This window comes from Campylobacter concisus (assembly GCF_002913225.1).
Lineage (GTDB): Bacteria > Campylobacterota > Campylobacteria > Campylobacterales > Campylobacteraceae > Campylobacter_A > Campylobacter_A concisus_J.
In genome coordinates, this window is sequence record NZ_PPAW01000047.1 from 14427 (window position 1) to 40391 (window position 25965).

A 25965-nucleotide genomic window follows, 5' to 3' on the forward strand; every position below is an offset into this window, starting at 1 on the left:
TTTGCTTAATTATTTATAATTTAAATTTTTATATAATAATTATCAAAATATATAGCAAAATTTTACATTATTTTTGCCTTATTATGTTATTTTTACCTGCTGATTAATTCTGTATTCAATAATTTTTTTATAAAAATATATGATGATTTATATCAATATCTTATAAGAGATTTTTATTTACAATTTCGATAAGAAAAATCATAATTGTATTTTAAAAGGAGTTTTTTATGAGGCAAGTTTTAAGCCTAATAGTTTTTCGTCACTGCTTTTAGCAAATGAAGCAAATTTGGACACTATAAAGCCTGTTAAAGAATTTGCGCCACCGCCAATTATAACGCCAAATGTTGCACAAAGTGCCTTTGTGGAAAATCAATTTGACCGCACTCAAAGAAGCGAATATCCATTTGTGACAAATTTACTTGATAGCTCAACGGATATGTTTCATATCTCAGCTGGAATGTATGGCAAAAGCTTTTACAACTCATCACTTTTTAAATATCGTGGCACAAATTTTTATACCATTTTAAACGCAAATTTCACCAAAGCAAATAGCTACAAAGATGGCAGTGGCAAAAGATGGGACTATGGCTACAACAGGCAGGGCCAAAGCGCTATTTTAGGTTTCGTGCCAAATGAGCTTAGTGAGCTTAGACTTACGTTTTTAAGAGATAATATCGATAAAGACAAGCAGCCAGAACATGCAATGGACGCCTTTAAAACAACCAGAAAAGTTGGCAAGCTAAATATCAGGCTGGGCGAAGAAGACCTTTCAAATACGCTAAATTTTGAATTTATCCTAAAAAAGATTGAGCGAAAAGCTGATAATTTTCATCTAAGGGATGCTAGTCCAAATGTAAAAGTTGAGATAAAAAGAGATGTGCTTGAGACAAATTTAAAATATGATGTTGATTTCGCAAGCTTTCATAATCAAATAGGTGCTGGCTTTGAAAAAGATAAACATGATGGCAAAAGATACATAAAGCAAGGCAGCAACTGGGTATTTAACGGATACAGATTTGCTGATGTTAGAAATGATAAATTTATGCTCTTTGATACACTTGCTTATAAATTTAATGAAGCAAACGAAGCTTCTCTTGCCTTAAAATATGAAGAGCAAAGAAGTAAGCTTAATGGGCTTGATACTAAATATTTCGCACCAAATCCAACCATTAGCACCACTCGCGGACTGCTTCGTCAAATTTATGGTGAAGACGTAAGTGATAAGATCAAAAAAGACGCTTTTAGCGCAAGTTTGAAATATAAATTTACACTAAACGATAAGGATAGCTATTTCGCAAAACTTGAGAGTTTATCTCGCCTGCCAAGTAATATGGAGCGTTTTAACGCACTTTATGGTGCGGGCGATAATGGCTGGATAGCAAATCCAAATTTAGAGCCAGAAAGGCACAATAGAGCAGTTCTTGGCTTTAAATTTGGTAGCCAGTTTTATAAAGAATACCTAAATTCCTTGCAAAACAAAGATGCATTTAGCTTTAGTGGGCATTTCATCGCTGATAGCGTAAAAAATTTAATCATTTTTGATAGACGCCACTCAAAAGCCGCCATGCCACTAAATAAAAATGCTGTCATCTCAAGAAATGTTGATGCAACGCTTTATAGTGTAAATTTAAACTCAGAATATAGCTTTGCAAGGCACTTTGGCTTAAAAAGCTCACTTTACTACAACTACGGGCAAAACAAAACCGATGGAAGGCCACTTTATCAAATAAGGCCTTTTGAGGCAAATTTTGCATTTGACTACAAAGACTATGCAAGCTTTGGTAGCTACAACCTAGGCACTGCACTAAGGCTAGTTTCAAAGCAAACTAGAGGTGATTTTAGCAAGCAAAATGGTCTAGGTATCGATAAAAAAGAAGCAGCAAAAGGTTTTGGCTTGCTTGATCTTTATGGTGGCGTAGAGTTTAAAAACAAAGTCGGCATAAGATTTGGCGTAGCAAATTTATTTGATAAAGATTATGCAGAATTTATCAGCGGTGATCACGTAGCAGCACTTGATCCAGTAGTCGTTCATGCCCCTGGCAGGACATTTTTCATTAGCTTTCACAGCAGTTTTTAAAGGAGAAAAAGATGTTAGATAGAAGAAAATTTTTAGGACTTAGCACAGCTTTAGGCGTTAGCGCTTTTGCACCAAATTTATTTGCAAAAGAGAGCTTTACTATGTGGGGCGCGCCAGCGATCCCAAGTGTCATAATGGCAGTTGCTGCACTGCAAGGAGAGTTAAATAAAACTTATGATGTAAGCCTAAATATCTGGAAAACACCAGATCAGCTTCGTGCAGGCGTCGCTAGTGGGGATATTAAAGTCACGATGTCACCATCAAATGTCGCTGCAAATTTAAGAAATCAAGGGCTTGATTTTGCGATGTTAAATTTACTGACCCTTGGCGTAATGAACGCTATGGTCAAGGACGAAAAGATCAAAAATTTAGAGGATTTTGTAGGTAAAAAGCTTATCATGCCATTTCGAGGCGACATGCCTGATCTTGTCTTAAGAGCACTTTGCAAGAAGCGAGGCATAGACGTTAGCAAGATAGACGTCACCTACACAGCAACGCCGCCTGAGGCTCTGCTTTTATTTTTACAAAAAGATTTTGATATTTTATTAGTCCCACAACCTCTTGGCGAAGCGACTATTTTGCGCGGCAAAAAAGCAGGCGTTAGCGTGTATTACTCAGTTGATTTTCCAAAAATTTGGGGCGAGAGCTTTGGCACAAAACCGATAATCCCAATGGCTGGCATTATCGTAGAAAAAAGCTTTTATGAGAAGAGCTTAAATCTATTTGATACGCTTCATAGCGATCTTAAAAATGCACTTTCATGGATACTTGAGAACAAGCAAAGTGCAGCAAAGATAGGTTCAAGCTACTTGCCGGCTCCAGAAGTGGCACTTGCAAATGCTTTTGATAAGGCAAATTTAACAGTGACAAAAGCAAATGAACTACAAAGTGAAATCATGGCATTTTTTGAAGAAATTTATCAGTTCAATCCAAAATTTCTAGGTGGCAAGATGCCAGATAAAGGTCTATTTTTATGATATTAATCGACGGCGTTAAAAAAGATCGCTCAGCCTTTTTAAAAATGATTGACTATTTTTGGGGCGGATTTAGCGGACTTGCCGTAGTTTTTTTGATCTTAGCTATTTGGCAAGTGGGAAGCGAGTTTAGCTCCCCACTCCTGCTCCCTTCGCCAAAAGATGTATTTTTTAAAGTCTGTGAAATCATAAAGGACTACAAAAATAGCGAGATAAATATAACGCTTTGCAGATCACTAGTTGGGGTTAGCACGGCGACATTTTTTGGTATATTTTTAGGGCTAATAGCAGGTAGTTTTAAAAGCTTTGCGGCCTTTTTAAGACCTGTCATTACCTTGCTTTTGTCGATGCCACCAATTATTTGGATAGTGCTTGCTATTTTTTGGTTTGGATTTGGAAATTTTAGCACCATTTTTACTATCTTTATCACCGTTTTACCGCTTACTTTTGCAAGCTCGGCAGTTGCTATGAGCAGTGTAGATGAGGAGCTAAAAGAGATGTTTGATGCCTATCATTTAGGCTTTTTAAAAAAGATAAAACATCTCTACATCCCACATCTTACAAGCTATATCATAAGCTCTGTTAGCGTAGCTGTTGCAATGGGTGTAAAAATAGTCATAATGGCCGAACTACTAGGTGCAAATAACGGCATGGGAGCAAAGATAGCAAATGCAAGGGCGATGCTTGAAACAACCGAGGTAATGGCGTATGTTCTTTTAAGTATCGCCCTTATCATGCTTTTTGAGTACCTCATCATTGAGCCTTTAAAAATAGCCCTGATGCCTTGGAGAAGATGATGCTTGAGCTTAAAAATGTAGAGTATGAAATTTTAAGAGATAAGGTCGTAAGAAATTTTAATTTAAAGGTAGAAAAAGGCGAAGTGGTGACGCTTTTTGGACCATCAGGTTGTGGGAAAACTACCATTTTGCGCCTTATTAGCGGACTAAATGAGCCTAGAAAAGGGGAAATTTTTAATAAATTTAAAAAAATGACATATTTTTTTCAAGAAAATCGTCTGCTTACATGGAAAAATGCTCTTGAAAATGTACTTTTGGTTATGGATAAAGCTGATCAAAACAGCGTTTTAAAGCTCTTTGCTAAGGTTGGCCTTAGTCAAAAAGACGCACTAAAATATCCAAATGAACTAAGTGGCGGTATGCGCCAAAGGGTCGCTTTCGTGCGGGCGATCGTGACAAAACCTGACCTTCTTTTAATGGACGAGCCTTTTTCGGGGCTTGATTATGATATGAAAGAAATTTTGATCGATATCGTTAGCCAAAGAGTGAGCGAGGGCATGAGCATAATACTCGTCACACACGACAGAATGGAGGCCGTAAAGATGTCAAATAGAATTTATTTTCTCGCAAATAAAGGTGCGATCATACAAAAAGAGCTTGTTTTAGACGAGGCTTTTAAAGACCGTGATTTTGCATTTATTAGCAAAACAATAGATGAAAATTTTAAAGGGCAAATTTATTATGATTAACAACTTTTTTACATATCCTATGAGGATATTTTTTCTTACAAGTGCTGCCTGTGCTGTGCTGGGGGCTGCTATATTTTTTACACCAACTGATTTTGTGAGTTTGCATAAATTTATATTTTTACACCTTTTTTTGGCACTTGCTTATGCTGGTTTTTTACTCACTGGACTAACCGACTGGACAAATTTCAGCTCATCACTAAAAGTCCACGCTTACATTTTATTTTCACTCTTTACAACTAGCTTTATAGCAGCACTTTTTAGCTTATTTTTAGCACATTTTTTTATTACGCTTTTTTGGGCATATTTAGTGATGCTTTGTCTTTATATGATCTGGCGAGATAAAAATCTTGATCAATTTGGCGTACTTGGCTTTTTATTTGGCATTTTAGGCTTTGAAATTTACTATCTAATAAGTGACAACGAAAAATTTTTAAATTTGCAAATTTATCTTCATATTATCGCTATCTTGCTTATTTCATATCGCGTTAGCGTTGTACTTGGCAGAGAAGCGCTAAAGCGAGAAAACGATATGGATGAGGCTATCTTTGTGCCAAATTTTATCTATAAAAATATTGCTATTTGTATGACTTGTGCGTTTTTGCTTTTTAATATATTTTTTGAAAAGAGTATAGGCACCTACTATGTAGCCATTGCTTGCGGATGTGCAGTGCTTGCAAAGCTTAAAGAGTGGCACTATAAGCAACTTTTGAGGCATAATTTTGTGATTTACTATTACTTTATGCAGATATTTTTAGCGGTTGGATTTTTAGGCATCGGAGTAAGTGGGCTTTTAAATCTAGGTCTTGAAGTAAATTTTATGCACTTAATAGCCGTAAATGCCGTTATTTTTAGTGTTATGCTTATTTTTAATATTGCGGGACTTCGTCACAGCGGACAAGAGCTTGAGTTTTTACGCCTTAGCAAAATTGCATTTATTTTAGTCTTTTTAGCTGGCGTTAGCAGAGGAATTTTGGCATATTTTTGGAGTGGATTTTATATTCATTTACCAGCGACTTTAATAGCACTTGCTTTTGTCTTTTGGCTCATAAATTTTTATGCAATTTTTAGAGATAATGAATTCTCTGAGGATCCTGAATGATATTAATTGGTATAACTTTCAAGTTTTTCGTGGTCGATGATGAGAAATTCGTGCGGTGTGATCTTTCTGATGATGTCGTCTTTGATAAGCTCATTAAAGGCTGTTGAGGCGCTTTGGCGCTTGAGGCCAACAAAGCTTGAGAGCACCTTTAAAGAAAATGGTAAAAACACATATCGGTAGCCATTTTGTTTTAGATCTTGCTCATTTGCTAGCTCGATCAAGAAATTTGCGATCCTGCCCTTTGCGTCCTCAAAGAGTATTGACTTTGTGATCTGGCGCTGCACGATGATGGTGTTTAGCGTGGTTGTTAGGATCTCGCTTGCAGCTTTTGGATTATGTAAAATTTCACCTATTTTATCCAGTCTAATGACATAAATTTGGGCATCTTCAAGCACTTCAAAGGCGCAGTTATCATCGAGTATGGCGATGTTGTTTTTTTCTAAATGATAAAGGATAAATTCCTCGCCATCTTCAAAAAATGAGAGCTTTGCTGAGCCGCTTTTTAGGATAATTATCTCGATGTCTTCTGTGTAGATCGTGCTTGTTTTTGGCAGCTCTTTAAACTCAAATTTCTCTAGCTCATCTTGTGTTAAGATATCTAAAATATGCGTTTGTAAAAGCCCTAAGCGTGATTTTTTCATCTTTCTCCCAAAAAAGTGTAAGGGCAGATTTTACTTTATAAAGCATTTAAATAAGTTGAAATTTCTCTTTTTTTGTGTTACTTTTTTTCAAATTTTTTTAAAAATAGTGATAAATTCGGGGGTTTTGGCTGCATAAATTGCAACCAAATTTAAAAGCCATGAAGCTCTTTTAGCTTCTCATCTATCGGTTTTTTGTGTCCGTCTTTTGTCACACTAACATAGGTCGCAATGGCGCTTGTGACGTGTATGCTCTCTCTAAAACCGCCGTCATTTAGCCTAAGTGCAGTCACTTCTATCTGTGTTGTTATCGATGTTTTGCCAACTGCGATGATTTTTGCATAGCAGCTTAGCACGTCGCCAACAAAGACTGGTTGCTTAAATATGATCTCTTTCATCGAAATCGTCACAACTCGCTCAGGCGAAATTTCTCTAGCAGCCTGAGCACCTGCAAGGTCTATCTGACTCATTATCCAGCCGCCAAAGATATTGCCAGCTGAGTTTGTATCTTTTGGTAGCATAACTTGCTTTATGCGAGGCTCGCCAAAGTCCTTTAAAATATCCATTTTTTGCCTTTTAGATCTTAAATTTTTGGTAAATTGTAGCAAATTTTAATGGCTTTATGCTAAAATCCTGCAACTTTAAGGGATGAAAAGATGAATGATTTTAAAAGACTAAATGAACTTACAAAAGAGCAAAAATCCAAGCTAAACACTATTTATAAAAATTTAGATGACAAGATCATAACTGATGCTCTGAAGATTTGCGCCCTTGCTGGCACGCCGAGCCAAAAACTAGCCCTTGCAAGAAGGATAGTTGATCTTAAAGTTGATCCACTTCAAAATGAGCTAAAAAAGCTAAATTTAGGCGAGGACGAGCAAAAGCGTGTGCTAAATTTGATCTACGGCTACGTTAGAAATTTATATGAAAATTTACACGCCGATCTTGTAAAAAAAGCAAAAGATGAGCAAATTTTAGAGCCTTTTTATCAAGCTTTTGTAGAGGCTATGCACGAGCTTGGGCTTAGTCTAAATGCGTGGCAAATTTCGTGGCAAGATAAGATAATAGACACTACAAACAAAGAGTTTGAAGCTAAATTTAAAGATTTAGGCGAGGCAAATGAGTTTATCACTAAAAACGCCTTATTTCAGTGTGACGCTAACGGCGTAAGAGCTGATAGAACTTACGGTGCAGTTTGTAAAGAGGGCGAGAAATTTAGCTTTTTGCCTTATGCGCTCACCTTTAAAGATGAGGTTAGAGAGCTTAAAAAAGTATTTATAAAAAACCTTGAAATTTTAAGAAATTTAGCTAAGAGCGACGAGCAAAAATCCTACGTAAAATACCTTGAAAAGCTGCAAAATGCCTTTTGCGAAGAGGACAATGCAAAGGTGATAAACGCTTGGCAAGAGGCTGAGATAGCGTGGATGGATGTAAAAGGAGCGCTTCAGCCAGGCCATCCGCTAGAGTACTACGAGGACGCCTACACGCACGCAGTCGCGCTTGAGTGGGACATCAGGCTGGTCAATAGCGAGGGCATTGATGAGCTTAAATTTAAAGAAAAAGTGACAAAAACTTACGAAAGCGTTTGCGAAAAGATCAAATTTGATAACGCCGCAACAAACAAGGCAGTTAGTGAAAATATCGCTAGAACGCAGCTTTATATAAGCGTGCCGATGATCTATTATGGGGCAGAGCTAAACGGGCTTTTTAGCGCTCAAGTCGTGCCAAATGACGAGAGTGTGAGCGCAAAATGTGGCAAGAAAATTTTTGCCTTTGTAAATCACGTCTATGAGGGCGCAAAGGCAAAGCCTTTTATGAAGCTTGGGGCTGAAATTTTTAGCAAGGAATTTTTGGATTTTGGTAGAGAGATTTTATTTTTAAAGCCAAAAATTTGGAAAAAAGTATATGAAATTTCAACGATCGGCCATGAGTTTGGGCACATCCTCTTTATCGGGCTTGATACTGAGATGAGCATGAATAAAAGTGGCGTCTTTAAATTTATAGAAGAGTACAAGGCGACGACTGGCGGGTTAGTAAATTTCTTCTTGCACGAAGAGGCGGAGTACAAAATGGCCGTCTTTCACGAGCTAATAGCCCGTGCGGTCGGACTTATCGCGTGGCGAAAGGTCGATGAGGTGAGGGCTTACTACTGCGAGGGGCTCATACATCTTAGCCTGCTTTTTAGGGCTGGAGTGCTTAAATTTGACGGCAAACTAAGCGTGGATATGAGCGAACAAGCTTACGCTAAATTTAAAGAAATTTGCTTACAAAACTACTTCGATCTAGCGCAAACATACGCCAAAAAAGCTGATGCGAGCACGTTTTTGGAGAAATTTTGCCAAAAAGATGAGCTAAGCTATCTGCCAAAAGATGAAGAGTGTAAGAAATTTGTTGAGCATTTCTACGCTAGGTACGAGGCTATCGGCAACGATGTCGATGATAGCGGCGAGTGGCAAAGGTGGCAAAAGCTAGCCCAAGAAGCGGAGAGCGGCCGTGCTTGATAGGATAACAAATTTTCATAACGGCTCTTTTTTATTTATATTTGCCCTGATTATTGCTTATTTTTCTGCTATTTATCTGGGAGATCATTTACTTTTAAGTGGCGCTTCTATTGCTGTGGATGCGGCAATAGCTATCTTCTTTTTTATTGCATTAAAAAGAGCTTGGGTTTTAAATTCGTATTGGATATATGCTCTTCTTGCTCTTGGGTTTTGGGTAGCGGCTGATGTGTTGCTGATGTTTTACGATAGATTAAATTTTGTTAGTAAAAATGTCTCTAGTAGAACATTTATGCAAATTTTATTTTTGGTTCCGTTTTTGATGTTTTTTATATCTTTTGTTGGACTTTTTACTAGTAGTCTTAAAAAAGTTTCATGGCAGCAATTAATTGCTGATGCCTTAGTTATTATTTTTATCGTTTCAAGCTTTCTTTGGTTCTCTGTTTTTCATATGAGCTTTAATGTGGCTTTTGATAAAAAATATTTACTAAATCTTGCATATATATCCATAGATACGCTTTTGCTTTGTGCGGTTTTTACCACTTTCTTTTTATTGAGATCAAGGAAAAGGCATAGAGGCTTATTTTTGTATCTACTAGCCATTTTGTTTATATGCGGTTGCGATGCATATTACTCAATTAGACCTTATTTTGGTCTTGATGGTGCAGATATTCATTATGAGAGTTTATTTAAAATCGCATTTTTTATTATATTTTTAGCAAGCCTACATTTGATAGAAAATGAAGCAAATATTAAAATAAGATTATTTAGGCGAGATTCCCAAAGAGTTCTATTGGAAAAAAACGCATTTTTGTTTATTCTTTGTTGTATTACATTAGGCGCTACAAAGACCGATCAGATATATTCATCGTGGATTGTATTTTTGCTTATGACCTTACTAATATACTCTGCGATAACTTACAACATATCTTATTCGCAAAGGATAAAAAGACTATCTCTTGAAGAAAAAACAATAATAAAAAAACTAGATATAGAGATCCAAGATAGCTTAAAAGAGCTTGAAGAGAAAAACGAACGCTTAAGGCAGCTTAGCGAATTTGACTCACTCACTGGGCTTTTAAATAGACAGTCATTTTTAAGCAAACTATCAGAGATGATAAAGACCAAAGCGCTTGGCGAAAAGATAGATATTTATTGCATCGACATCAACCACTTTAAGGCTATAAATGACTCATACGGCCACTACGTGGGCGATGAGGTGCTTTTGAAATTTTCTAAAAATATAAAAGCGATCTTGCCAGAGGGCGCTATCGTCTCAAGGTTTGGCGGCGATGACTTTATGATAGTTTTAAAGCAAAAAAATGAGGGGCATTATAGAGAATTTTTATACTATCTGCTAAACATCATAGCCGAGCAAATCTCAGTTGGCGACTATAAGATAGCTCTTGGAGCAAAGGTTGGCGTTAGCTCAACGCAAACAAGCGAAATTTTAGCTGATGATCTTATCATGCAAGCTGGAGCCGCACTTGATGCAGCCAAAAGAGATGTCAATACAAAATATGTCTTTTACGATGATATAAAAGAGATCATTCAGGAGAAAAACTACATAGAAATTTTGCTAAATTCTATGAATTTTGATGAGGAATTTAGCCTAAATTTCCAGCCGCAGTATCTGCTAAATGGTAAAAAGATAATAGGTGCTGAGGCTCTTATAAGGTGGAACTCTCCGGTAAAAGGCTTTGTAAGTCCGGCTAAATTTATCCCAGTAGCCGAGCAAAGCTCTATCATAAATACAATAGGAATATGGGTGGCAAAAGAGGCCATAAGGCAGATGAGCTACTGGAATAAAAAGTATGGTATCAGCCTAAAAGTTGGCATCAATATCTCACCAAAACAGGTTGATAATGTAAATTTTGCATCGGACATCTTTGGCTATGTTGAAGAATTTGGCATGGATCCAAAGTGCGTTGATATCGAGCTTACAGAGGCAAGCCTCGTCAATGCCGAAGAGATCATGCAAACAGTCTTAAAGAAATTTTCAGATAAAGGCATGAGCATCTCGATCGATGACTTTGGCACTGGCTTTTCATCGATGAACTACATCAAAAAATATCCGCTAGATAGGCTAAAGATCGCAAAAGAGCTAGTTGATAACATCGCTATAAATGAGATCGATAGAGACGTTGTAAAAAGTGTTATAACGCTAGCTAAAAATATCGAGCTAAAGACGATAGCTGAGGGTGTTGAAGATGAAACTCAGCTTGAAATTTTAAGAGAGCTAGGCTGCGATGAGATACAAGGTTATTTCTGGGGTAAGCCGATGAACGCTAAAGACTTTGAAGAGCTCATAAGAAGCACATTGGACTAATGTAAATTTAAATTTTATAGTTAGATTTGATTAATATTTAAGTGCCTAAAACTTCTGTCTAAAAAACAGAAGTTTTTCACAGGTTTTTCACGAGGTTAATAACTTTTTAAGAAAATTTTTTATGAATTTGTACGGGTTTTTAGCTCATAACACTTTTGTAGTCTAAATTTTCAAAAAGCAGTAGCTCTTTTTTACTCTCTTTTATAAGTGTTTTTACTAGCTCTGAGGTTTCTTTATTTTTTGGCAAGACAAGATGAATTTTTTCATTTATAAATATGATAAAGATATTTTTAAGCTCATAAATTTCACTTACATCTTTTATGTCAAAAATTTCATTTTCTTTTGGCTCATTTTCATAAAATGCCAAATTTTTCTCATCTACTTCAAAGATCATCTCTTTTTTAAAGTCTGAAATTTCTAAGCTTTTTAGCGCCGCTCTTCGTCTATTTTTTAAAAAAATTGGATAAAAAATGATCCAAAAAATAGCAAAAATGATGCCAATAACGGTAAAAATTTTGGTTTTTAAAAGCATATCAGCGACAAAGCCGGCTATAATGGCCTCCGTAAAAATCATAAAAACATTTATAAAATATTGTTTTCTAGCCTTTTTTGAGAAAAATAGATTAAATGCTTGGTAGTCTATTAAATTTTCTCCAGATAAGACGATATTACATTTCATGATTAACCTTAATGAAAAAATTGTAAAATTATAACTAAAAATAGGGTTTGAAACAGAATAAACAATGGAGAGAAACATTTTTTTTACGTCAAATTCGTCACTTATCGTAAGACAAAAACAAATTTTCTATGCCGTTATAGCTCTTTTTATATTTTCTCAGTTTGCCGGCATTTTAAACTATAAAATTTTTGAAAATTTGTTGATATTTTTGGGCTTTGTTTTTGTAGTTCTTGGTATCTACATCTCTATGAGCAGATCAAAGCTTAAAGCTATGCACTGGCTTGCTGCATGCTTTGGAGTCTTTATCTGGACCATTATTGACGCCATTAGGAGTGTCAATGAAGACTTTCTTTTAAGAAGCAAAGAGCAAATTTCTTATCTTGATTTTTTTGATCTGCTCCCTATGTTTTTACTCCTAGCTGCTGTTGGCATGTTTTTTATTAATAAGATTAAGGCGCTTCCAAAAAGAAAATGGAAACAGATTTTATCCGATAGTTTTAATGTTTTTTTATTAGTTTGCATTCTTACTTATTGTATGGTTGGGGATATTGGCTATCTCAAAGAATTTATACTTTCAAAAAATATAAACAACATCGTTTTTAGTCTTGCTTTTTTTATAAATTTACTAATTTTATTTATAACGCTTAGTGAAATTTTTACAAGCACTACTTTTGGACTTAAATATAGTGGCTTTTATTTCATTGTGGGAAGCGTGATTTTTACACTACTAAATTTATATGTTTTTTATAATGGTTTTTTATTTAATGACTTTAAAGTTAGATTTCATTCGCTGTATCTTGTTCCTTTTATTATTTTAATGGTTGGAAGTTTTTATCTAAAAGGTAAAAACAAAGATATAAATATGGAAAATGTTGGTGTTGGTATTGTGTCAAAACTAATACCAATTACTTCGGCTTTTTTGCTTTTGATAAAAGGTGATATAGATGCTACATCTGATCTACTAGCATTAGTTATTATTGTTATTGGCGCTGTTTTGGGTTATTATTGTAGGGCTTCTAATGAAAGTGATGAAGCATATGAGGCCGAACGTCTTTTACATGATATAAAAAATAAAGAAAAGCGTAATAAGATGGTTGAGCTAGAGATCATGAATTTAAGCTTAGAAAATGTATCTGAAAAGGACTATCTCACATCTTTTGATAATAGAGACTCTTTACTAAATAAGCTAGATGAGATGTGTAAAGCCATAGAAGAAGAACAAGAGATTGTAGTTTATTATATAAATATAAGCCGTTTTAAAAATATAAACACATCCTATGGTCACGGAATCGGCGATAAAATTTTAAAAATGGTGGCAAAGCGCATACGTGAAGCGTGCAATAGACAAGAATTCATAGCGAGGATAGGTGCTGACGAGTTTATCGTACTTTCAAATATGGAAGAAAATAGCCACACTAAGCGTATGAAATTTGGCTTGGAGCTACGAGAGACGATAGAAAAGCCTATGCAAGTAGATAAATATCACTTTTATCTTAAAAGTATCATAGGAATTTATGTTGTAAATAGAAAAAATATCACTGAACCTAGAGATATCATCAAAAGAGCTGATATGGCGATGTATTATGCCAAGAATAATCCAGCTTTAAACCCTATGGTTTATAATAAAGATATAGATAGGGAAACATATAGAAATTCAGCTATCGAAATAGCTCTTAAAGGAGCAAATTTGCAAGAGGACTTTGAAATCTACTTTCAGCCTATTGTTGATATGGAAAATCAAAAGATATCTTGCGCAGAAGCACTTTTGAGATGGCATTCAAAAGAATTTGGCTTAAAAGAGGCTGGCGAGTTTATGGAGATAGCTAGTTTAAATAGTGAAATTTTAAACGAAATTTGCACTCTTGCTGTCCTAAAATCAATAGAACAAGTCGTATCGTGGAGACAAAAGGGTATAAAGATACCAAAGATAAGTATAAATGTAGATCAGATACAAAGCACATCTGAAAAATTTGTAAGCGCCTTTATACTTGCTTTAAACTCACACCATCTAAATCCAAAGCAGTTTGAGCTTGAATTTAGCGAAGATATCTGGAAAAACGACCAAGAGACGCTTGATAAAATTTTCTCACTTTTAGAGAAAAATAGCATAGATATTTGTATAGATGACTTTGGATCTGGATATACGTCGTTTGTCTATATCAGAAAGTATAAGATCGACCGTATAAAGATAGCAAATGACTTTGTCGCTCAGTCTGTGATAAATAAAAAAGATATGCAAGTAGTCGCTGCTATCATAAATATAGCAAAATCAATGAAGCTAAAAGTAACAGCAAAAGGCGTGGAAAGCCACGAGATAAAAGAGCTTTTAAAAGAGCTTAATTGTAATGAAATGCAAGGATATTTCTTATCTCGTCCGATGAGTGCGGAGGAGTTTGAGAATTCTTTAAGGCAGAATTCTCACATGGTGGCTGATATTTAAATTTCAGCCTTTATCTCTTCGTTTGATTTTACGACCATGCCTGAGCCATGTATCACGCTTGGGATACAGCTTGTGCAGATATCGACCTCTTCGCCGTTTTTGTGAGCGTGGATGAAAACTGCATTTTTATCATCGCTGCTTTTTAGTCCGCAAACGTTGCAAACTACTAGATCTTTCTCTCTCATCTTTTCTCCTTTGAAATTTTGGGTGATTTTACATCTTGTAAGCTTGCATTAAGATGATTTGGGTCAAGCTTGTCGCTTGAGCATTAATTGTTTTTTGTTATAATCATTTAAAATTTAAAAGGTTTAAAAATGGATGAAAGAACTATTGTTTTAGAGATGTTAAAGATGCAACAAAGCCTAAATGACGAGACAAACGGGCTTGGTTGGGAAAATGGCTATACAAATAAAAATAAACTCATAAGCTGGAGGCGCTGCATATATATGGAGTGCGCTGAGCTTATTGACAGCTTTGCTTGGAAGCACTGGAAGAGCATAGATGCCAAGACTGATGAGCAAAATTTACGTATCGAGGTTGTCGATATCTGGCACTTTATAATGAGCCTAGCACTACAAATTTATAAGGCAAAGCAGCTTGGCGATGTTGAGACTTTGGCTGAGGATATCTGCCAGTCAAGCGGCTTTAGTGACTATTGCAAAGAGCCATTAAAGGTTGAAGATGAGAGTATTTATGAGATCATGAACGACGTTGAGATGCTTATACATGAGTGCAGCGGCTTTGACTATGATATCTTTGATATCTTTAAAATTTATTTCTCAATGTCTTTAAAATGTGGCGTAAATTTATACTCGCTTTATGAGTGCTATATCGCTAAAAACGTGCTAAATCGCTTTCGCCAAAATAACGGCTACAAAGAGGGAAGTTATAAGAAAATTTGGAACGGACGTGAAGATAACGAAGTGATGAGCGAAATTTTATCAAATGGCGTTAGTAAGATAGATGAAATTTACGCCGCACTTGAGCGTGAGTACAAAAAGGTAAAATGATAAATCTTCTTCGCCTTGGCTTTAAAGACTTTTTTACAGCCAAATTTATAACGCTATCGATCTTGCCACTTTGTCTTAGCCTACTTTGCCTAGCTTGGCTTAGCGTCTGGGGAGGTGGCGAGATATTTGACTTTTTAAGTGACGGCGCTAAAAACGAAAATTTCGCCTTTTTAGAGTCAAACTCGACGCTATCTTTTATAGCTATTAAAATTTTAAGCTTTAGCGCTACAAAGTGGATAGTTAGCATACTTTTTTACGTCTTAAGCACCTTTTTAACGATCATCATTAGCATCGTGATCGCCCTAATCGTAGCTGGCTTTTTAACACCAGTCGTGGCTAAAGAGATAAACAAAAGGCACTACAACTACGTGCTTAAAAGCGAGGCTAGCACGGCTAGAGTGCTAAAGGTGATGATGGTTGAGATCATGAAATTTCTTGGAATCTTGCTCGTTTGCCTGCCACTTTTGTTTGTGCCAGTCTTAAATTTCTTCATCATAAACGTACCGTTTTTTTACATCTACTACAAACTTTTACTCATAGATGTTGGCTCAAACACACTTGATAGCGATAAATTTGAGTTAGCGTTGCTTGAAGGCGGCGGGGTTAAATTTATTGCTTTTACACTTTTATTTTATCTCATCTCGCTTGTGCCGCTTGTGGGATTATTTTTTCAGCTTTATTTCGTGATAGTCTTGTCGCACCTCTTTTATCAAAGAGAGGCGCTTATAAAAATTTAGAGCCAAAAGCTCTAAATTTAAGCGTAGTAAGATACTTTTTTGCTCTCATCAAGCAAGGTATCAAATAACCTTTTTGTCGCATTTAGTAGATTTTTATTTGCATCATTTTTAGCTAAAAGTTCGTCAAACATTTTTAGCATATTGTCATTTATGAAATTTTTGTGATCCAGATCTTTTGCGTCAGGCAACATCTGCTTGATCTTGTTTGAAAGCTCACTTATGCTTTGGCTGCTACCTGCGATCTTGTCGCCCTCTTTGACATTTTTCATAAACTCATCAACCTGTGGGCGAATTTGCTTCATCGCTTCTTCGATCTCTTTAATGTCCTGCTCGTCTATGCCGTTGCCTTTGTAGGCAAACTCGTAGCCGTATTCATGAGTAAGAGTTAGACTTTTTTGGCTTGAAGTGCCATTTTTCTGGCTTGAAAACTCTAAATTTTTGTTGTCATACATCGAAAAGCTTATCTCATCGCCTGAGCTAGTCTTCATCGAAAAGCTCATGTTGTTGTAGCTTCCTTGAGAGTAAAAATTTGTTTGCATTTTTAAATCCTTTTGAGGCTAAATCGGCAAAATTTTAATTTCATAAAGCAAAATTTTGTAAAATGCGTCAAAAAAGGACGGGCGATGTGTTGTTTTGGGACTAGGGTTTTTTTGCTGATGTTTATCACTGTTTTAAGCTTTGTTTTTGCTAGGCTATGGCCTGTTTTGCCAGTCGTTGGCTACTACTTTATACTTGCAAATTTGCTTGCCATTTTGATGTTTTCACTATTTTTTAAAGGGCTTTTGCCAAGCTTCGTAAAAGTAAATGCGATCCACTACTTTTCGCTAATCGGTGGCTTTTTGGGAGCATTTTTAACGATGCTTGTTTTTAAAAAAGTAGCAAATGATAAATTTAACCTAACCGAGCTCATTATCTTTTTGATCTGGGTTGTTATCTTGCTTGTTGTTATCTTTAAATTTCAAGCTATTCTTGACATTTTTAGGGGAATTTAGATGGATGAGAGGATAGTTAAATTTCTAAAAAAGATGCACCTTGCAAGTGTCTGCGTCGTTGATGATGAGGGTCAGCCTTACGCTTTTAGCGCATTTTACGCCTTTGATGAGGTAAATTTTTGCCTTTTGCTAGCTAGCTGTGATGAGAGCTCTCATGTTAAATTTTTAAAAAACTCAAAGCTCGTTGCTGGCACCATTGCTCTTGATACAAAGATCGTTGGCAAGATAGAGGGCGTGCAGTTTCAAGGGGTGATGAGAGAGGCTAGCGAAAGTGAGCGAGAAATTTACTTTAAAAGATTTTTTTACGCAAAAGCGATGGATCCAAAAATTTGGTCTATAAGCCTTGAAAAGGTTAAATTCACGAGCAATACTCTAGGTTTTGGCAAGAAAATTTTTTGGCAAAAGTAGCTAAAAATCGCATAATATTTTCGTGTTAGCTTAAAAGATGCTCTTTCTTAAGGCGTTCAGAATAACGCTTTTATGAAACGAAATATCTATGTGTAACATAGAATGTCTTAAATATTTTTTACATAAAAATTACACTAAACACTATTTTTAGGTTAAATTAGATAAAAATATTAAAGCAGAATATAAGAATATTAAATAACTAAAAATAAGCTTAAATTTACCAAAATTTTACTTAATGCCGCTAGGCATAGTCTTATTATATAATCGCGTAAAAAATACTAAGGAGAGTTTTATGGCTAAAGAAGCTGGCGTAGTAAAATCATTGACAGGTAAGGCAGTCGCAGTTGATCAAAACGGAAACGAGAGAGAGCTAAAAGTTGGTGACATCGTTTATATGGGCGAGAGTGTCAAAACTAGCGATGCAGCCGACAAAGTAACTATCGTTGCAAATAACGGCAAAGAGCTAACTGTACTAGGCAGTGACACGCTTTCTTTAAATCCAAATACGATAGGTGCTGAGGGCTTAGCTGATATAAGCGCTTTACAAAATGCTATTTTAAATGGTGGCGATCTAACAAAACTTGAAGAGACTGCTGCTGGTGGTAATGCTGCTGCTGGTGGTGGAGATGGCGTTAGCCTTGGCGAAGCTAGATTTGCTGAAGGCGGTCACTACTCAAATATCAATGAAACTTATAGAAATTTAACCGATACAAATAGAGCTTTTGCTTCATACGATAGCCCAATAGGTGGTTATAGTGATGGAAATGCTAATGGTGGCGACTTGATCCCTCCAAAACCAAGTGTAAGTGTTGAATTTACAGAAGATAAGAATAACGATGGTTTTTTAACTTATACAGAAAATTTTGACAATAATGCCTCTTCTCATGATTTAAATACAAGTCCAGTAAAAATAACTGTAACGGATGTTGTCCCTGGTGATATCCTTCATATTACTCTAACAAAACCAGATGGCACAGTAACGCCTTTATCACCTATAACTATCAATGCTACTGATATAGTAAATAATACTTTTACTAAAATCATCTCTGATATGCCAGTTGCTGAGGGTAAAATTTCAAAAGTAGATGCTTATGTTACTGATAGCGCAGATCCAAATACAATAAAAAGCAATGAAGCATCTGATAATGTTGAGCCAGATGTAAGACCGACTTTGACATTTACTGAAGATATTGGAATCGGTGCAAATATAGACACAAATAATCCTGGTAAAAACGATGGTGGTATAGATGATTTTGAAAATAGCCAAGATGGTAACTTTAGAAGCACAACTGTTGAAGTTACACTTCCAAAAGATGTTGTAGCAGGCGATAAGGTTGTCATAACTTACACTGATCCACTAACTAAACAAGATACAACGAAAGAAGTGCCTCTTACGCAAGCAGATGTTGATAACCATAAGGTAAATACTGATCTTCCAGTATTCCCTGACGTATGGAACCATGCAAGCGCTCATGTTGTAGCTGCAGATGGCACACAAAAGAGTGCAGAGTCCGACAAAGATAGTGTAATACCTATCGGTAGAAACATGGAGATAAAATTTATAGAGCAAGATACTCTTCATGAAATTTCAAGACAAGAGAGTATGGACGAGCATGAGGTAAATAAAACAACAGCTCTTATAAGACTTCCAAACAAAATAGACAATGGTGATACACTCACACTTCATATAAATGAGCCTGGAAAAGCACCATATGATAGAAAATTCGCTATACATATGGACGATAAAGGTGTTATAACTGGTATAACAGAGATTGGCAATGGCGGACAAAATTTCCCATTGACAAAAGAGAGCTTCAACCAATACTCGTTTAAAGTTCCAGGATTTGATCTAAGACACGGGCAAGACACCACTATCAAAGCTAGTATCACAAACATGAAACCAGGCAGACATGATACATATATAAATGAGCCAGAAGTTTCGGCTAGCTTAGAGCATGTAAAAGCACCTGAGGTTATCTTTGATGAGGCGCATAACTCAAAAACTATGAGCAGAAAAGATTCAGCTGCTGATGGTGATGAATTTAACACAACTGCAACAATCAAGATCCCTAAAAATGCAGTAGATGGCGATAGGATCGAAGTTAAGATCACTGAGCCACAGCTTGATGGCACAACTGAAGATAGAACGCTTAAATTTAATGTTCATAAAGATGCTTCAGGCGTTAAGATAACAGATGAGCATGACAATAATGTAGCAGTAAGCGACAACGGCTTTCAAATTTCTCACGTTGGTACATTAACAGGAGCTGAGACTAAAATTTCAGCTACTATCATCGATAAAGACAATGTTCAAAGTGCTACTGGAACAAATAGTGTAAGCGTAACAGAGCTTGATGACTCTGGAATTTTCTTTGGTGAAGACATTGATGCTAATACATCTATCACAAGAGAAGAGAGTATGAAAGATCATTATCTTCATAAGGAAAAAGGTGATCTTCATGAGACAGATGATTATCTTCATAAGACAGATCTAAAAGTAAAAGTGCCAAATAATGTGATAACTGACGACAAGATGATACTTGAGGTTAAAGCTGATGGCAACACAACTTTAAAAAAAGAATTTACTATCACAAGAAATGGCAATAGCATTACTCTAACAGATGGCACTGATACTATAACAGCTGATAGTGATAATAAAATCACAGTACCAGGCATAGTAATAGGCGAAGGTAAAAACACTGAGGCTCAGGCAACATTTACAGATGCTAAAGGTTTTGCAAAAACCATAGTAACAAACCACGCTACTCTTGAAAATCTTCACGATGATATGACTGTTATATTTAAAGAAGATAAAGACTTTAATGGAATTCTAAATAGAGATGAAGCAAATTCAGATGGTGTTTTAGATAAAACCACGGCTACCATAAAACTACCAAGCAATGTTGTAGATGGTGACATACTAAAGATAACTACAAGCATAGAAAATGGCACACCAACTACTACAAGTCATACTATCCACAAAGACGCTCATGGCAATATCACAGTAGATGGTCCAAATGTAGTTGGTGTAGTTGGCAATAAAGCTGTTGAGTATACTGTGCCGCTTGAGGAAGATAAAACAAGCAAGGTAAGTGCAACAGTTAGCGATGCAACAGGCGTTGATAAGGTAGAAGCTGGTAGTGATATCACACTTGATGCTGATGGCAATGGCAATGGCACAAAATTCTATGTGCTTATTGATGAAGACAATGATAGAAATGGCAAGCTAAGTAGAGATGAGGCAAACTCAGATGGCAATGTTAAAGAAACATCTGCAACCGTATCTCTACCAAGTGGCGACCTACATACAGATGATACATTTGTTGTAAAAGTAAATGGTGTACCAACTACATATAAAGTAACTAGCAAGGTTGGTGATGTTCTAAAGATAGAAGACAAAGATGGTAATGTGCATTTAGAAGACGGTAACTTACTAAAGATAGATGGTATCGCTGTAAGCGTTAAAAATCCTGCTAAGGTTGAAGTAGAGTTACCTAATGGTGCATCTAAATCAGCAGAGGCGATACTAGAGCCTATAAACAATAAAGAGCTAAGTGTAATTTTCAACGAAGATAATGCTAACAGAAACAATGAACTAAGCAGAGATGAGGCTATATCAGACCACAACCTAAAAACTACAACAGTAAGTGTAAAAGTGCCTTACAATGTTGTAACAGGTGATCACGTAAAAGTTGAGTATGTTGATCCAAATACTGGTACCCCAGAAAGTAGAGAATTTAAAATAACTAAAACAGCAGATGGTAAAATCACTGCTACAGATATAAATAGTAGAATACCACAAATACCACAAGATATCACAGAAGACAACACTATTAAAGTATTTAATGTCCCTATGAAGCCAGGAGAGAAAACAAAGGTAGATGCAACTATAACTACTCAAGATGATCAAACGGCAAATGCTAACGCAGAGGCAAAACTAGAGCAATTAAGCAGCAAAGGTCTAAGTGTAAGCATAGCAGCTGATGCAAATGATAATGGCATTATCACAAGAGATGAGTCAGGTAGTAATAAATCAAAAGTAAATGTATCTCTTCCTGGCAATATAATAGCCGGCGATAGCATAAAAGTAGAGATCACAAATCCTGGTGATACTACGCCTAAAATTAAAAATTTCAAAGTTATTAGCAAAGATGCGCTTGGTAAGATAGAGTTGCAAGATCAAGACGATCTCACCACACGCCCTTTCACGCTTGAAAATGGCAAACCACTTGTACTTGACGCAGCTATCGCAGTAGGACAAGAGACAAAAGCGAAAGTCACTCTAACTGATGCATTTGGTAATTCAGTGAGCACAGCAAAAATAGATCAAAATGGCAATGAGATTAATGTCAAAGCACATGCTGAGATTGATGCTATAAGAGGTATTCAATTTACAGAAGATACAAGCAGAGATAATGCGTTGCAAACTTATGAAAATTCTAAAGATCAGGACACAACGCCTATTAAAATTTATCTTAATGAAGATGCAAGAGCCGGTGATAAAGTGAATATCCAGTATACTGATCCAAATGATCATTCACAAATGAAACATGTGGATCAAGATCATACTATAACTACTGATGATATAGCAAGAGGCTTCTTTGAGCAGTCATTGGATATCAACCCTATATCAGAATACAAACTAAAAGTTGATGCTACATTTGAAACTGATGGCGGTCTAAAAAAGCTTTCAACTGGTGAACTCTCTATATTGCCTAAGGCAGTTACAGCTGAATACAATGAGCACACAACTATGAAAGGTGGCGATAACAATAGTGACACTTTAATAGTTGATGGAAAAACAGTTGATTTTAGTCATTTGGCTCGTCTTAATCTTCTTGATGCTAAAGTTGAAAGCTTTGAAAATATCCAACTTAAAGGCAACTCTGAGATCAAATTTGATGCAAATGCAATCTTTGATATCACTGATAATCTAAACACTATCCTTAAGATAAAAGGTGACGCAACCAATAAAGTGGATATCAAAGGTAAGTGGGAGTTAGAAAAAGATCCTTCTATACATGCAGATAGTGGCTTTAAGGGCTACTCAAGCGTCGATCAAGTAAGCGGACAAACTATCCATATACAAATAGACGATAAAGTCCAAACAGACCTATAATCCCCAAAAAGTGAGTGCACTCTAAGCACTCACTTCACTTACCTAACTTCAAATTTACATCATTTTTTAAGCCTTATTTTACTAATATCACCCCTTTTAAAGGAGAAGACATGAAAAATTTAATAGCCATCGTTGTGGTCATCGCCGCACTTGTTTTTGGTGCTTTCAAATACGCAAATTCGTTTGTGGTGCTTGATGAAAACACCAACGAGAAGTGGTCTCAGGTGCTAAATCAATACAAAAGAAGAGCCGATCTCGTGCCAAATTTAGTTGAAACCGTAAAAGGCTACGCAGCTCACGAGCAAAAGGTCTTTGAAGACGTGGCAAACGCAAGAAGCAAGAGCATGCAAGTAAGCATCGACGCAAGCAGTCTTAGCGACGAGGCAAAGGTTAAAGAGTTTATGGCAGCTCAAGGTCAGCTAGGCTCCGCACTTGGCAGGCTAATGGCGGTTAGCGAGAGCTATCCAGAGCTAAAAGCAAACCATAATTTCCTCTCACTCCAAAGCCAGCTTGAAGGCACAGAAAACCGCATAAGCGTAGCAAGACGCGACTACATCGAGGCTGTAAAAGAGTACAACGTAGCTCTTAGAAGCTTTCCTGGTAAATTTATAGCTAGTATCTTTCATCCAGAGATGAAGCCAAAGCAAGGCATCGAGGTTAGCAGCGAAGATATGAAAAACCCAAAAGTTTCGTTTGAGAAATAATGAAAAAAATCATTAGCCTTTTACTCTTTGCGCTTTGTTTTTGTTTTGCTCTAAATTTCAATGAGCAGATCAATGATGAGGCTCATATCTTTTTACAAAACGAAAGAGATGAGCTTCTAAATTTAGTGCAAAATTTCGAGCAAAACAGCACCACGCAAATCGCCATAGTGACTTTAAATTCGCTTGAAAATAAGAGTATCGAAGAGCTATCTTTAGAGATAGCTAGAGGCTACAAACTAGGTCAAAAAGAAGATAGTAACGGCGTGCTTTTAGTGGTTGCTCCAAATGAGAAAAAGGTCTGCATCGAGGTTGGATACGGGCTTGAAGGGGTGCTAACTGACGCCATCTCAAGCCAGATCATAAATAGCGTGATGATACCTGAGTTTAAAAACGGCAATATGAGCGAAGGCGTGAAAGATGGTGTTTTGGCGATCATAAAAGTGGCTAGCGGCGAGGAATTTAGTAACAAAACTAGCCTTAGCGACTTGCCTTTTGGCGTGTTTGCCTTTTTTGTTGGCATGCTCTCTTGTTTTGCCTCTGTGATCTTTGGCAAATTTTTTATGCGAACTGGCTTTAGCACGTGCTTTGCAGGACTTGTATCAACCGCACTTGAGCAGGGATTTGGCGTGCAAAACTACCTTATCATTTTTGGTGTTTTTGCCTTTATATTTGCGGTATTTTTTCTAATATTAAAAGACGTTTTTAAGAGAAATAGCCAAGGTGGCTCTTTGCCAATGGGCTTTAGACGAGGTGGTTCAGACTCAAATGGCGGCGGTCGCTCAAGCGGCAGAGGAGGCGGCTTTAGTGGCGGCGGCGGTGGTTTTGGCGGAGGCGGAGCTAGCGGCAGCTGGTGAAATTTACCTGCTTTTGCTTTCTTAAAATAATTTTATGTTTTTATAAATTTTAAAACTTCACTCACTCGCAAGAATTGACTACTAAAATTTGGCTTCGCTCATCGCTTAGCTCAAATTTTAGAGCCGAAATTACTCGCTCACGAAATTTTAAAATTTACTAGAATTTCAATAAAACGCATGCAGTGCGAAGCACTAAAGCATGCCCCTCTAACGTGCGAGGGGATTGAGGGATCTAAAGGGAGATAAGGGGACGGCTTCGTAATTCAAGTCCCCTTGTCTCCTTTTTTAAAAACAAAACTTTAAATTTTTAAAAAACTTTAATTTACAAATTTTAAACTTTCACTCACTCGCAAGAATTGACTACTAAAATTTGGCTTCGCTTGCCGCTTAGCTCAAATTTTAGAGCCGAAATTACTCGCTCACGAAATTTTAAAATTTGCCATTTTTCTTTGTAGAACAAAGGATCATTTTGTGTATTTTATACTCGCCATTTGCATATAAAAGATAAATTTCTTAAAATATGCCAAAAAATTAGGAGCAAAAATGCTATCAGGCGAGCTACTTAAAAGCCATTTTGCAAAATTTGATCTATCGGCAATGCTTAGTGGGTTTTTGGAGCAAAGTCATTTTGACAAAGAAAAATTTAAAGCACTCAGGCGAGATGGCTTTAAAAGCTTAGATAAGAGCCAAAGAGAGGAGCTTCTTGAAATAGCAGGTTTTAAGGCGTATCTTGACGCGAAATTTCAGGGCTTTTTGTGTGAGCTGATGCAAAGCAAGATCTTCGTTGTAAGCGGCGTGGAGTATAAATTTAGTGAGCTTGAAATTTACACTTGCTTTGATACAAACACCTACAAAAGATCGTGCGAGCCAGGCGAAATTTACTTTCACAACTTTGGTTTTGATATCTCTTTTAAGAGCGAGCCAGCACTTTATGGCGGCATTTTGGTAAGGAGTTTAAAGCCGTTAAAAGAGCGAAATTTCATCTTTGGACCAAGAAAATGCACCTTTCACATTTTAAATGCAAAAGTTAAAAATTTAAACTTTGATCTAAAAGAGGCTGATTTTAGAGAGGATGAGGTCGCTTTTACGCCAAGGATCAGATCGTTTAAAGATGAGATCGAGCTTAAAAATGACGCTTTAAGGGCGGTTAGTGGCGAGTTTAGAGGGGCACTTGAAAGTGCAAAAGAGTATAAAAAAAGAGTTGAAAATGCCTATAAAAAGGGGTGAAATTTATCTTTTTGTCGGTTTTGAGGCTGAGAAATTTAGCCCCAAGTGTTTGGCTAGCTCGGGGCTTTGGTGATATTATTTTATGATGGCTAGTTTGCCAGTGCCTGCGTTTTTATTTGCCTAGTTTTGGATGTTTGAGCTTTTGAGGAGCTCAAATTTATATGGAGGCTCAAATGGTGGCTTAGTTAGCTTTTCACAAACGCTACCTTTTTTAGAAAGCTCTATTTGCCGCTTTCAAAAATGGTGTCTTTGTTACATTTATAGCTTACTAAATTTGCACGGCATGAGGCGCTCTAAGCCCGCATAAATTTAGTATAAGTGTCAAACTCGCCACCGCTAATCTCACTTATAAATTTATCCAGCCCATCGCTATTGCCATTTTGCGGGATCTTGCCTTCGCTAAGGTCTATGAGCCCATCCACATAGATGACGTAACCACCCATTTGAGCGTATTTTACGAGCTCTTGTCTATCTTTTACGACGACTTCTTTACTCTCTTTGCCGGCATATCCGCCAAAATTTTGCTCCGCACCAATGCTAGCGTAGCCAAAAGGCGAGTCACTTGCTTTTATCTCGCCCACCTGTGCCTCAGCGCCAAATGCAAATAACGCACTAATGGCGAGTAACAATATCTTTTTAAGCATCTTTAGCCTCCTAAATTTGGCTTTTTATTCTTGATATTTTATTGTAAATA

22 protein-coding genes are annotated in these 25965 nt (G+C 36.5%); 16 read left to right on the forward strand and 6 right to left on the reverse strand.

Annotation, left to right across the window (positions count from 1 at the left end; all coding sequences use genetic code 11):
- Nucleotides 1–286: 286 nt before the first annotated feature.
- Genes CYP26_RS07920 through CYP26_RS07940 form a run of 5 tightly spaced genes read left to right on the forward strand, consistent with a single transcriptional unit; the run spans nucleotide 287 to nucleotide 5636 of the window.
- Nucleotides 287–2077, forward strand: a complete 1791-nt coding sequence (locus CYP26_RS07920) for a TonB-dependent receptor domain-containing protein (protein ID WP_258031456.1) — start codon at nucleotides 287–289, stop codon at nucleotides 2075–2077.
- Nucleotides 2078–2088: 11 nt separating this feature from the next.
- On the forward strand, nucleotides 2089–3054 hold the full coding sequence (locus CYP26_RS07925) for an ABC transporter substrate-binding protein (protein WP_103631009.1): 966 nt from the start codon (nucleotides 2089–2091) through the stop codon (nucleotides 3052–3054).
- Nucleotides 3051–3848, forward strand: a complete 798-nt coding sequence (locus CYP26_RS07930; protein WP_103631010.1) for an ABC transporter permease — start codon at nucleotides 3051–3053, stop codon at nucleotides 3846–3848. Before CYP26_RS07925 ends, CYP26_RS07930 begins: the two co-directional genes overlap by 4 nt.
- Nucleotides 3848–4537 (forward strand): ABC transporter ATP-binding protein, encoded by a 690-nt coding sequence (locus CYP26_RS07935; RefSeq protein ID WP_103631011.1) that lies wholly within the window; start codon nucleotides 3848–3850, stop codon nucleotides 4535–4537. The genes CYP26_RS07930 and CYP26_RS07935 overlap by 1 nt, the downstream gene beginning before the upstream one ends.
- On the forward strand, nucleotides 4530–5636 hold the full coding sequence (locus CYP26_RS07940; RefSeq protein ID WP_103631055.1) for an NnrS family protein: 1107 nt from the start codon (nucleotides 4530–4532) through the stop codon (nucleotides 5634–5636). The genes CYP26_RS07935 and CYP26_RS07940 overlap by 8 nt, the downstream gene beginning before the upstream one ends.
- 2 nt (nucleotides 5637–5638) lie before the next feature.
- On the opposite strand, the gene CYP26_RS07945 is transcribed toward CYP26_RS07940, so the two are convergent.
- The gene (locus tag CYP26_RS07945) at nucleotides 5639–6277 is read right to left on the reverse strand and encodes a Crp/Fnr family transcriptional regulator (RefSeq protein ID WP_103614824.1); all 639 of its coding nucleotides are present in this window, start codon (nucleotides 6275–6277) and stop codon (nucleotides 5639–5641) included.
- Nucleotides 6278–6426: 149 nt separating this feature from the next.
- Nucleotides 6427–6840: an acyl-CoA thioesterase gene (locus CYP26_RS07950; protein ID WP_103631012.1), complete on the reverse strand. Its 414-nt coding sequence runs from the start codon at nucleotides 6838–6840 to the stop codon at nucleotides 6427–6429.
- Nucleotides 6841–6930: 90 nt separating this feature from the next.
- On the opposite strand from CYP26_RS07950, the gene ciaB reads away from it, so the two are divergent.
- Nucleotides 6931–8775, forward strand: a complete 1845-nt coding sequence (ciaB, locus tag CYP26_RS07955) for an invasion protein CiaB (protein WP_103631013.1) — start codon at nucleotides 6931–6933, stop codon at nucleotides 8773–8775.
- A gap of 886 nt (nucleotides 8776–9661) precedes the next feature.
- On the forward strand, nucleotides 9662–11101 hold the full coding sequence (locus CYP26_RS10525) for a putative bifunctional diguanylate cyclase/phosphodiesterase (RefSeq protein ID WP_258031457.1): 1440 nt from the start codon (nucleotides 9662–9664) through the stop codon (nucleotides 11099–11101).
- 139 nt (nucleotides 11102–11240) lie between these two features.
- Here the strand turns inward: CYP26_RS10525 and CYP26_RS07965 are convergent, their stop codons facing one another.
- Nucleotides 11241–11780, reverse strand: a complete 540-nt coding sequence (locus CYP26_RS07965; RefSeq protein ID WP_103631015.1) for a hypothetical protein — start codon at nucleotides 11778–11780, stop codon at nucleotides 11241–11243.
- A 64-nt stretch (nucleotides 11781–11844) separates the two neighbouring features.
- On the opposite strand from CYP26_RS07965, the gene CYP26_RS07970 reads away from it, so the two are divergent.
- On the forward strand, nucleotides 11845–14220 hold the full coding sequence (locus CYP26_RS07970) for a putative bifunctional diguanylate cyclase/phosphodiesterase (protein ID WP_103631016.1): 2376 nt from the start codon (nucleotides 11845–11847) through the stop codon (nucleotides 14218–14220).
- Here CYP26_RS07970 and CYP26_RS07975 read toward each other — a convergent pair.
- Complete coding sequence (locus CYP26_RS07975; protein WP_002940779.1) at nucleotides 14217–14405, reverse strand: hypothetical protein; 189 nt, start codon at nucleotides 14403–14405, stop codon at nucleotides 14217–14219. The genes CYP26_RS07970 and CYP26_RS07975 overlap by 4 nt on opposite strands.
- A 129-nt stretch (nucleotides 14406–14534) precedes the next feature.
- Between CYP26_RS07975 and dut the strand changes: the two genes are divergently transcribed.
- Together dut and CYP26_RS07985 are read left to right on the forward strand one after the other, a co-directional pair.
- Entirely contained in the window at nucleotides 14535–15230 is a 696-nt protein-coding gene (dut, locus tag CYP26_RS07980) for a dUTPase (protein ID WP_103598002.1), read from the forward strand.
- Nucleotides 15227–15967 carry an EI24 domain-containing protein gene (locus tag CYP26_RS07985; RefSeq protein WP_103631017.1) on the forward strand — a complete coding sequence of 247 codons (741 nt, stop codon included), beginning with the start codon at nucleotides 15227–15229 and terminating at the stop codon, nucleotides 15965–15967. Before dut ends, CYP26_RS07985 begins: the two co-directional genes overlap by 4 nt.
- 17 nt (nucleotides 15968–15984) lie before the next feature.
- Here the strand turns inward: CYP26_RS07985 and CYP26_RS07990 are convergent, their stop codons facing one another.
- Nucleotides 15985–16506 carry an ATP/GTP-binding protein gene (locus CYP26_RS07990; RefSeq protein WP_103631018.1) on the reverse strand — a complete coding sequence of 174 codons (522 nt, stop codon included), beginning with the start codon at nucleotides 16504–16506 and terminating at the stop codon, nucleotides 15985–15987.
- Between the two features lie 84 nt (nucleotides 16507–16590).
- On the opposite strand from CYP26_RS07990, the gene CYP26_RS07995 reads away from it, so the two are divergent.
- From CYP26_RS07995 to CYP26_RS08020, 6 genes are all read left to right on the forward strand, one after another.
- Nucleotides 16591–16959 carry an L-arabinose ABC transporter gene (locus tag CYP26_RS07995; RefSeq protein WP_181000887.1) on the forward strand — a complete coding sequence of 123 codons (369 nt, stop codon included), beginning with the start codon at nucleotides 16591–16593 and terminating at the stop codon, nucleotides 16957–16959.
- Nucleotides 16960–17367 carry a hypothetical protein gene (locus tag CYP26_RS08000; RefSeq protein WP_103631019.1) on the forward strand — a complete coding sequence of 136 codons (408 nt, stop codon included), beginning with the start codon at nucleotides 16960–16962 and terminating at the stop codon, nucleotides 17365–17367.
- Between the two features lie 292 nt (nucleotides 17368–17659).
- Entirely contained in the window at nucleotides 17660–22486 is a 4827-nt protein-coding gene (locus tag CYP26_RS08005) for a retention module-containing protein (RefSeq protein ID WP_103631020.1), read from the forward strand.
- Between the two features lie 110 nt (nucleotides 22487–22596).
- Nucleotides 22597–23190: a LemA family protein gene (locus CYP26_RS08010; RefSeq protein ID WP_103631021.1), complete on the forward strand. Its 594-nt coding sequence runs from the start codon at nucleotides 22597–22599 to the stop codon at nucleotides 23188–23190.
- Complete coding sequence (locus CYP26_RS08015) at nucleotides 23190–24044, forward strand: TPM domain-containing protein (RefSeq protein WP_103631022.1); 855 nt, start codon at nucleotides 23190–23192, stop codon at nucleotides 24042–24044. The genes CYP26_RS08010 and CYP26_RS08015 overlap by 1 nt, the downstream gene beginning before the upstream one ends.
- A 543-nt stretch (nucleotides 24045–24587) precedes the next feature.
- On the forward strand, nucleotides 24588–25271 hold the full coding sequence (locus CYP26_RS08020) for an ABC transporter substrate-binding protein (protein ID WP_103631023.1): 684 nt from the start codon (nucleotides 24588–24590) through the stop codon (nucleotides 25269–25271).
- A gap of 293 nt (nucleotides 25272–25564) precedes the next feature.
- Here CYP26_RS08020 and CYP26_RS08025 read toward each other — a convergent pair whose 3' ends face one another.
- Nucleotides 25565–25915, reverse strand: a complete 351-nt coding sequence (locus CYP26_RS08025) for a hypothetical protein (protein ID WP_258031458.1) — start codon at nucleotides 25913–25915, stop codon at nucleotides 25565–25567.
- Nucleotides 25916–25965 lie beyond the last annotated feature (50 nt).

Bases quoted from the DNA above. Each gene is read 5' to 3' on its own strand.
- CYP26_RS07925 (WP_103631009.1), top strand. From the start codon at position 2,089: ATGTTAGATAGAAGAAAATTTTTAGGACTTAGCACAGCTTTAGGCGTT.
- CYP26_RS07930 (WP_103631010.1), top strand. From the start codon at position 3,051: ATGATATTAATCGACGGCGTTAAAAAAGATCGCTCAGCCTTTTTAAAA.
- CYP26_RS07935 (WP_103631011.1), top strand. From the start codon at position 3,848: ATGCTTGAGCTTAAAAATGTAGAGTATGAAATTTTAAGAGATAAGGTC.
- CYP26_RS07940 (WP_103631055.1), top strand. From the start codon at position 4,530: ATGATTAACAACTTTTTTACATATCCTATGAGGATATTTTTTCTTACA.
- CYP26_RS07945 (WP_103614824.1), bottom strand. From the start codon at position 6,277: ATGAAAAAATCACGCTTAGGGCTTTTACAAACGCATATTTTAGATATC.
- CYP26_RS07950 (WP_103631012.1), bottom strand. From the start codon at position 6,840: ATGGATATTTTAAAGGACTTTGGCGAGCCTCGCATAAAGCAAGTTATG.
- ciaB (WP_103631013.1), top strand. From the start codon at position 6,931: ATGAATGATTTTAAAAGACTAAATGAACTTACAAAAGAGCAAAAATCC.
- CYP26_RS10525 (WP_258031457.1), top strand. From the start codon at position 9,662: ATGACCTTACTAATATACTCTGCGATAACTTACAACATATCTTATTCG.
- CYP26_RS07965 (WP_103631015.1), bottom strand. From the start codon at position 11,780: ATGAAATGTAATATCGTCTTATCTGGAGAAAATTTAATAGACTACCAA.
- CYP26_RS07970 (WP_103631016.1), top strand. From the start codon at position 11,845: ATGGAGAGAAACATTTTTTTTACGTCAAATTCGTCACTTATCGTAAGA.
- CYP26_RS07975 (WP_002940779.1), bottom strand. From the start codon at position 14,405: ATGAGAGAGAAAGATCTAGTAGTTTGCAACGTTTGCGGACTAAAAAGC.
- dut (WP_103598002.1), top strand. From the start codon at position 14,535: ATGGATGAAAGAACTATTGTTTTAGAGATGTTAAAGATGCAACAAAGC.
- CYP26_RS07985 (WP_103631017.1), top strand. From the start codon at position 15,227: ATGATAAATCTTCTTCGCCTTGGCTTTAAAGACTTTTTTACAGCCAAA.
- CYP26_RS07990 (WP_103631018.1), bottom strand. From the start codon at position 16,506: ATGCAAACAAATTTTTACTCTCAAGGAAGCTACAACAACATGAGCTTT.
- CYP26_RS07995 (WP_181000887.1), top strand. From the start codon at position 16,591: ATGTGTTGTTTTGGGACTAGGGTTTTTTTGCTGATGTTTATCACTGTT.
- CYP26_RS08000 (WP_103631019.1), top strand. From the start codon at position 16,960: ATGGATGAGAGGATAGTTAAATTTCTAAAAAAGATGCACCTTGCAAGT.
- CYP26_RS08005 (WP_103631020.1), top strand. From the start codon at position 17,660: ATGGCTAAAGAAGCTGGCGTAGTAAAATCATTGACAGGTAAGGCAGTC.
- CYP26_RS08010 (WP_103631021.1), top strand. From the start codon at position 22,597: ATGAAAAATTTAATAGCCATCGTTGTGGTCATCGCCGCACTTGTTTTT.
- CYP26_RS08015 (WP_103631022.1), top strand. From the start codon at position 23,190: ATGAAAAAAATCATTAGCCTTTTACTCTTTGCGCTTTGTTTTTGTTTT.
- CYP26_RS08020 (WP_103631023.1), top strand. From the start codon at position 24,588: ATGCTATCAGGCGAGCTACTTAAAAGCCATTTTGCAAAATTTGATCTA.
- CYP26_RS08025 (WP_258031458.1), bottom strand. From the start codon at position 25,915: ATGCTTAAAAAGATATTGTTACTCGCCATTAGTGCGTTATTTGCATTT.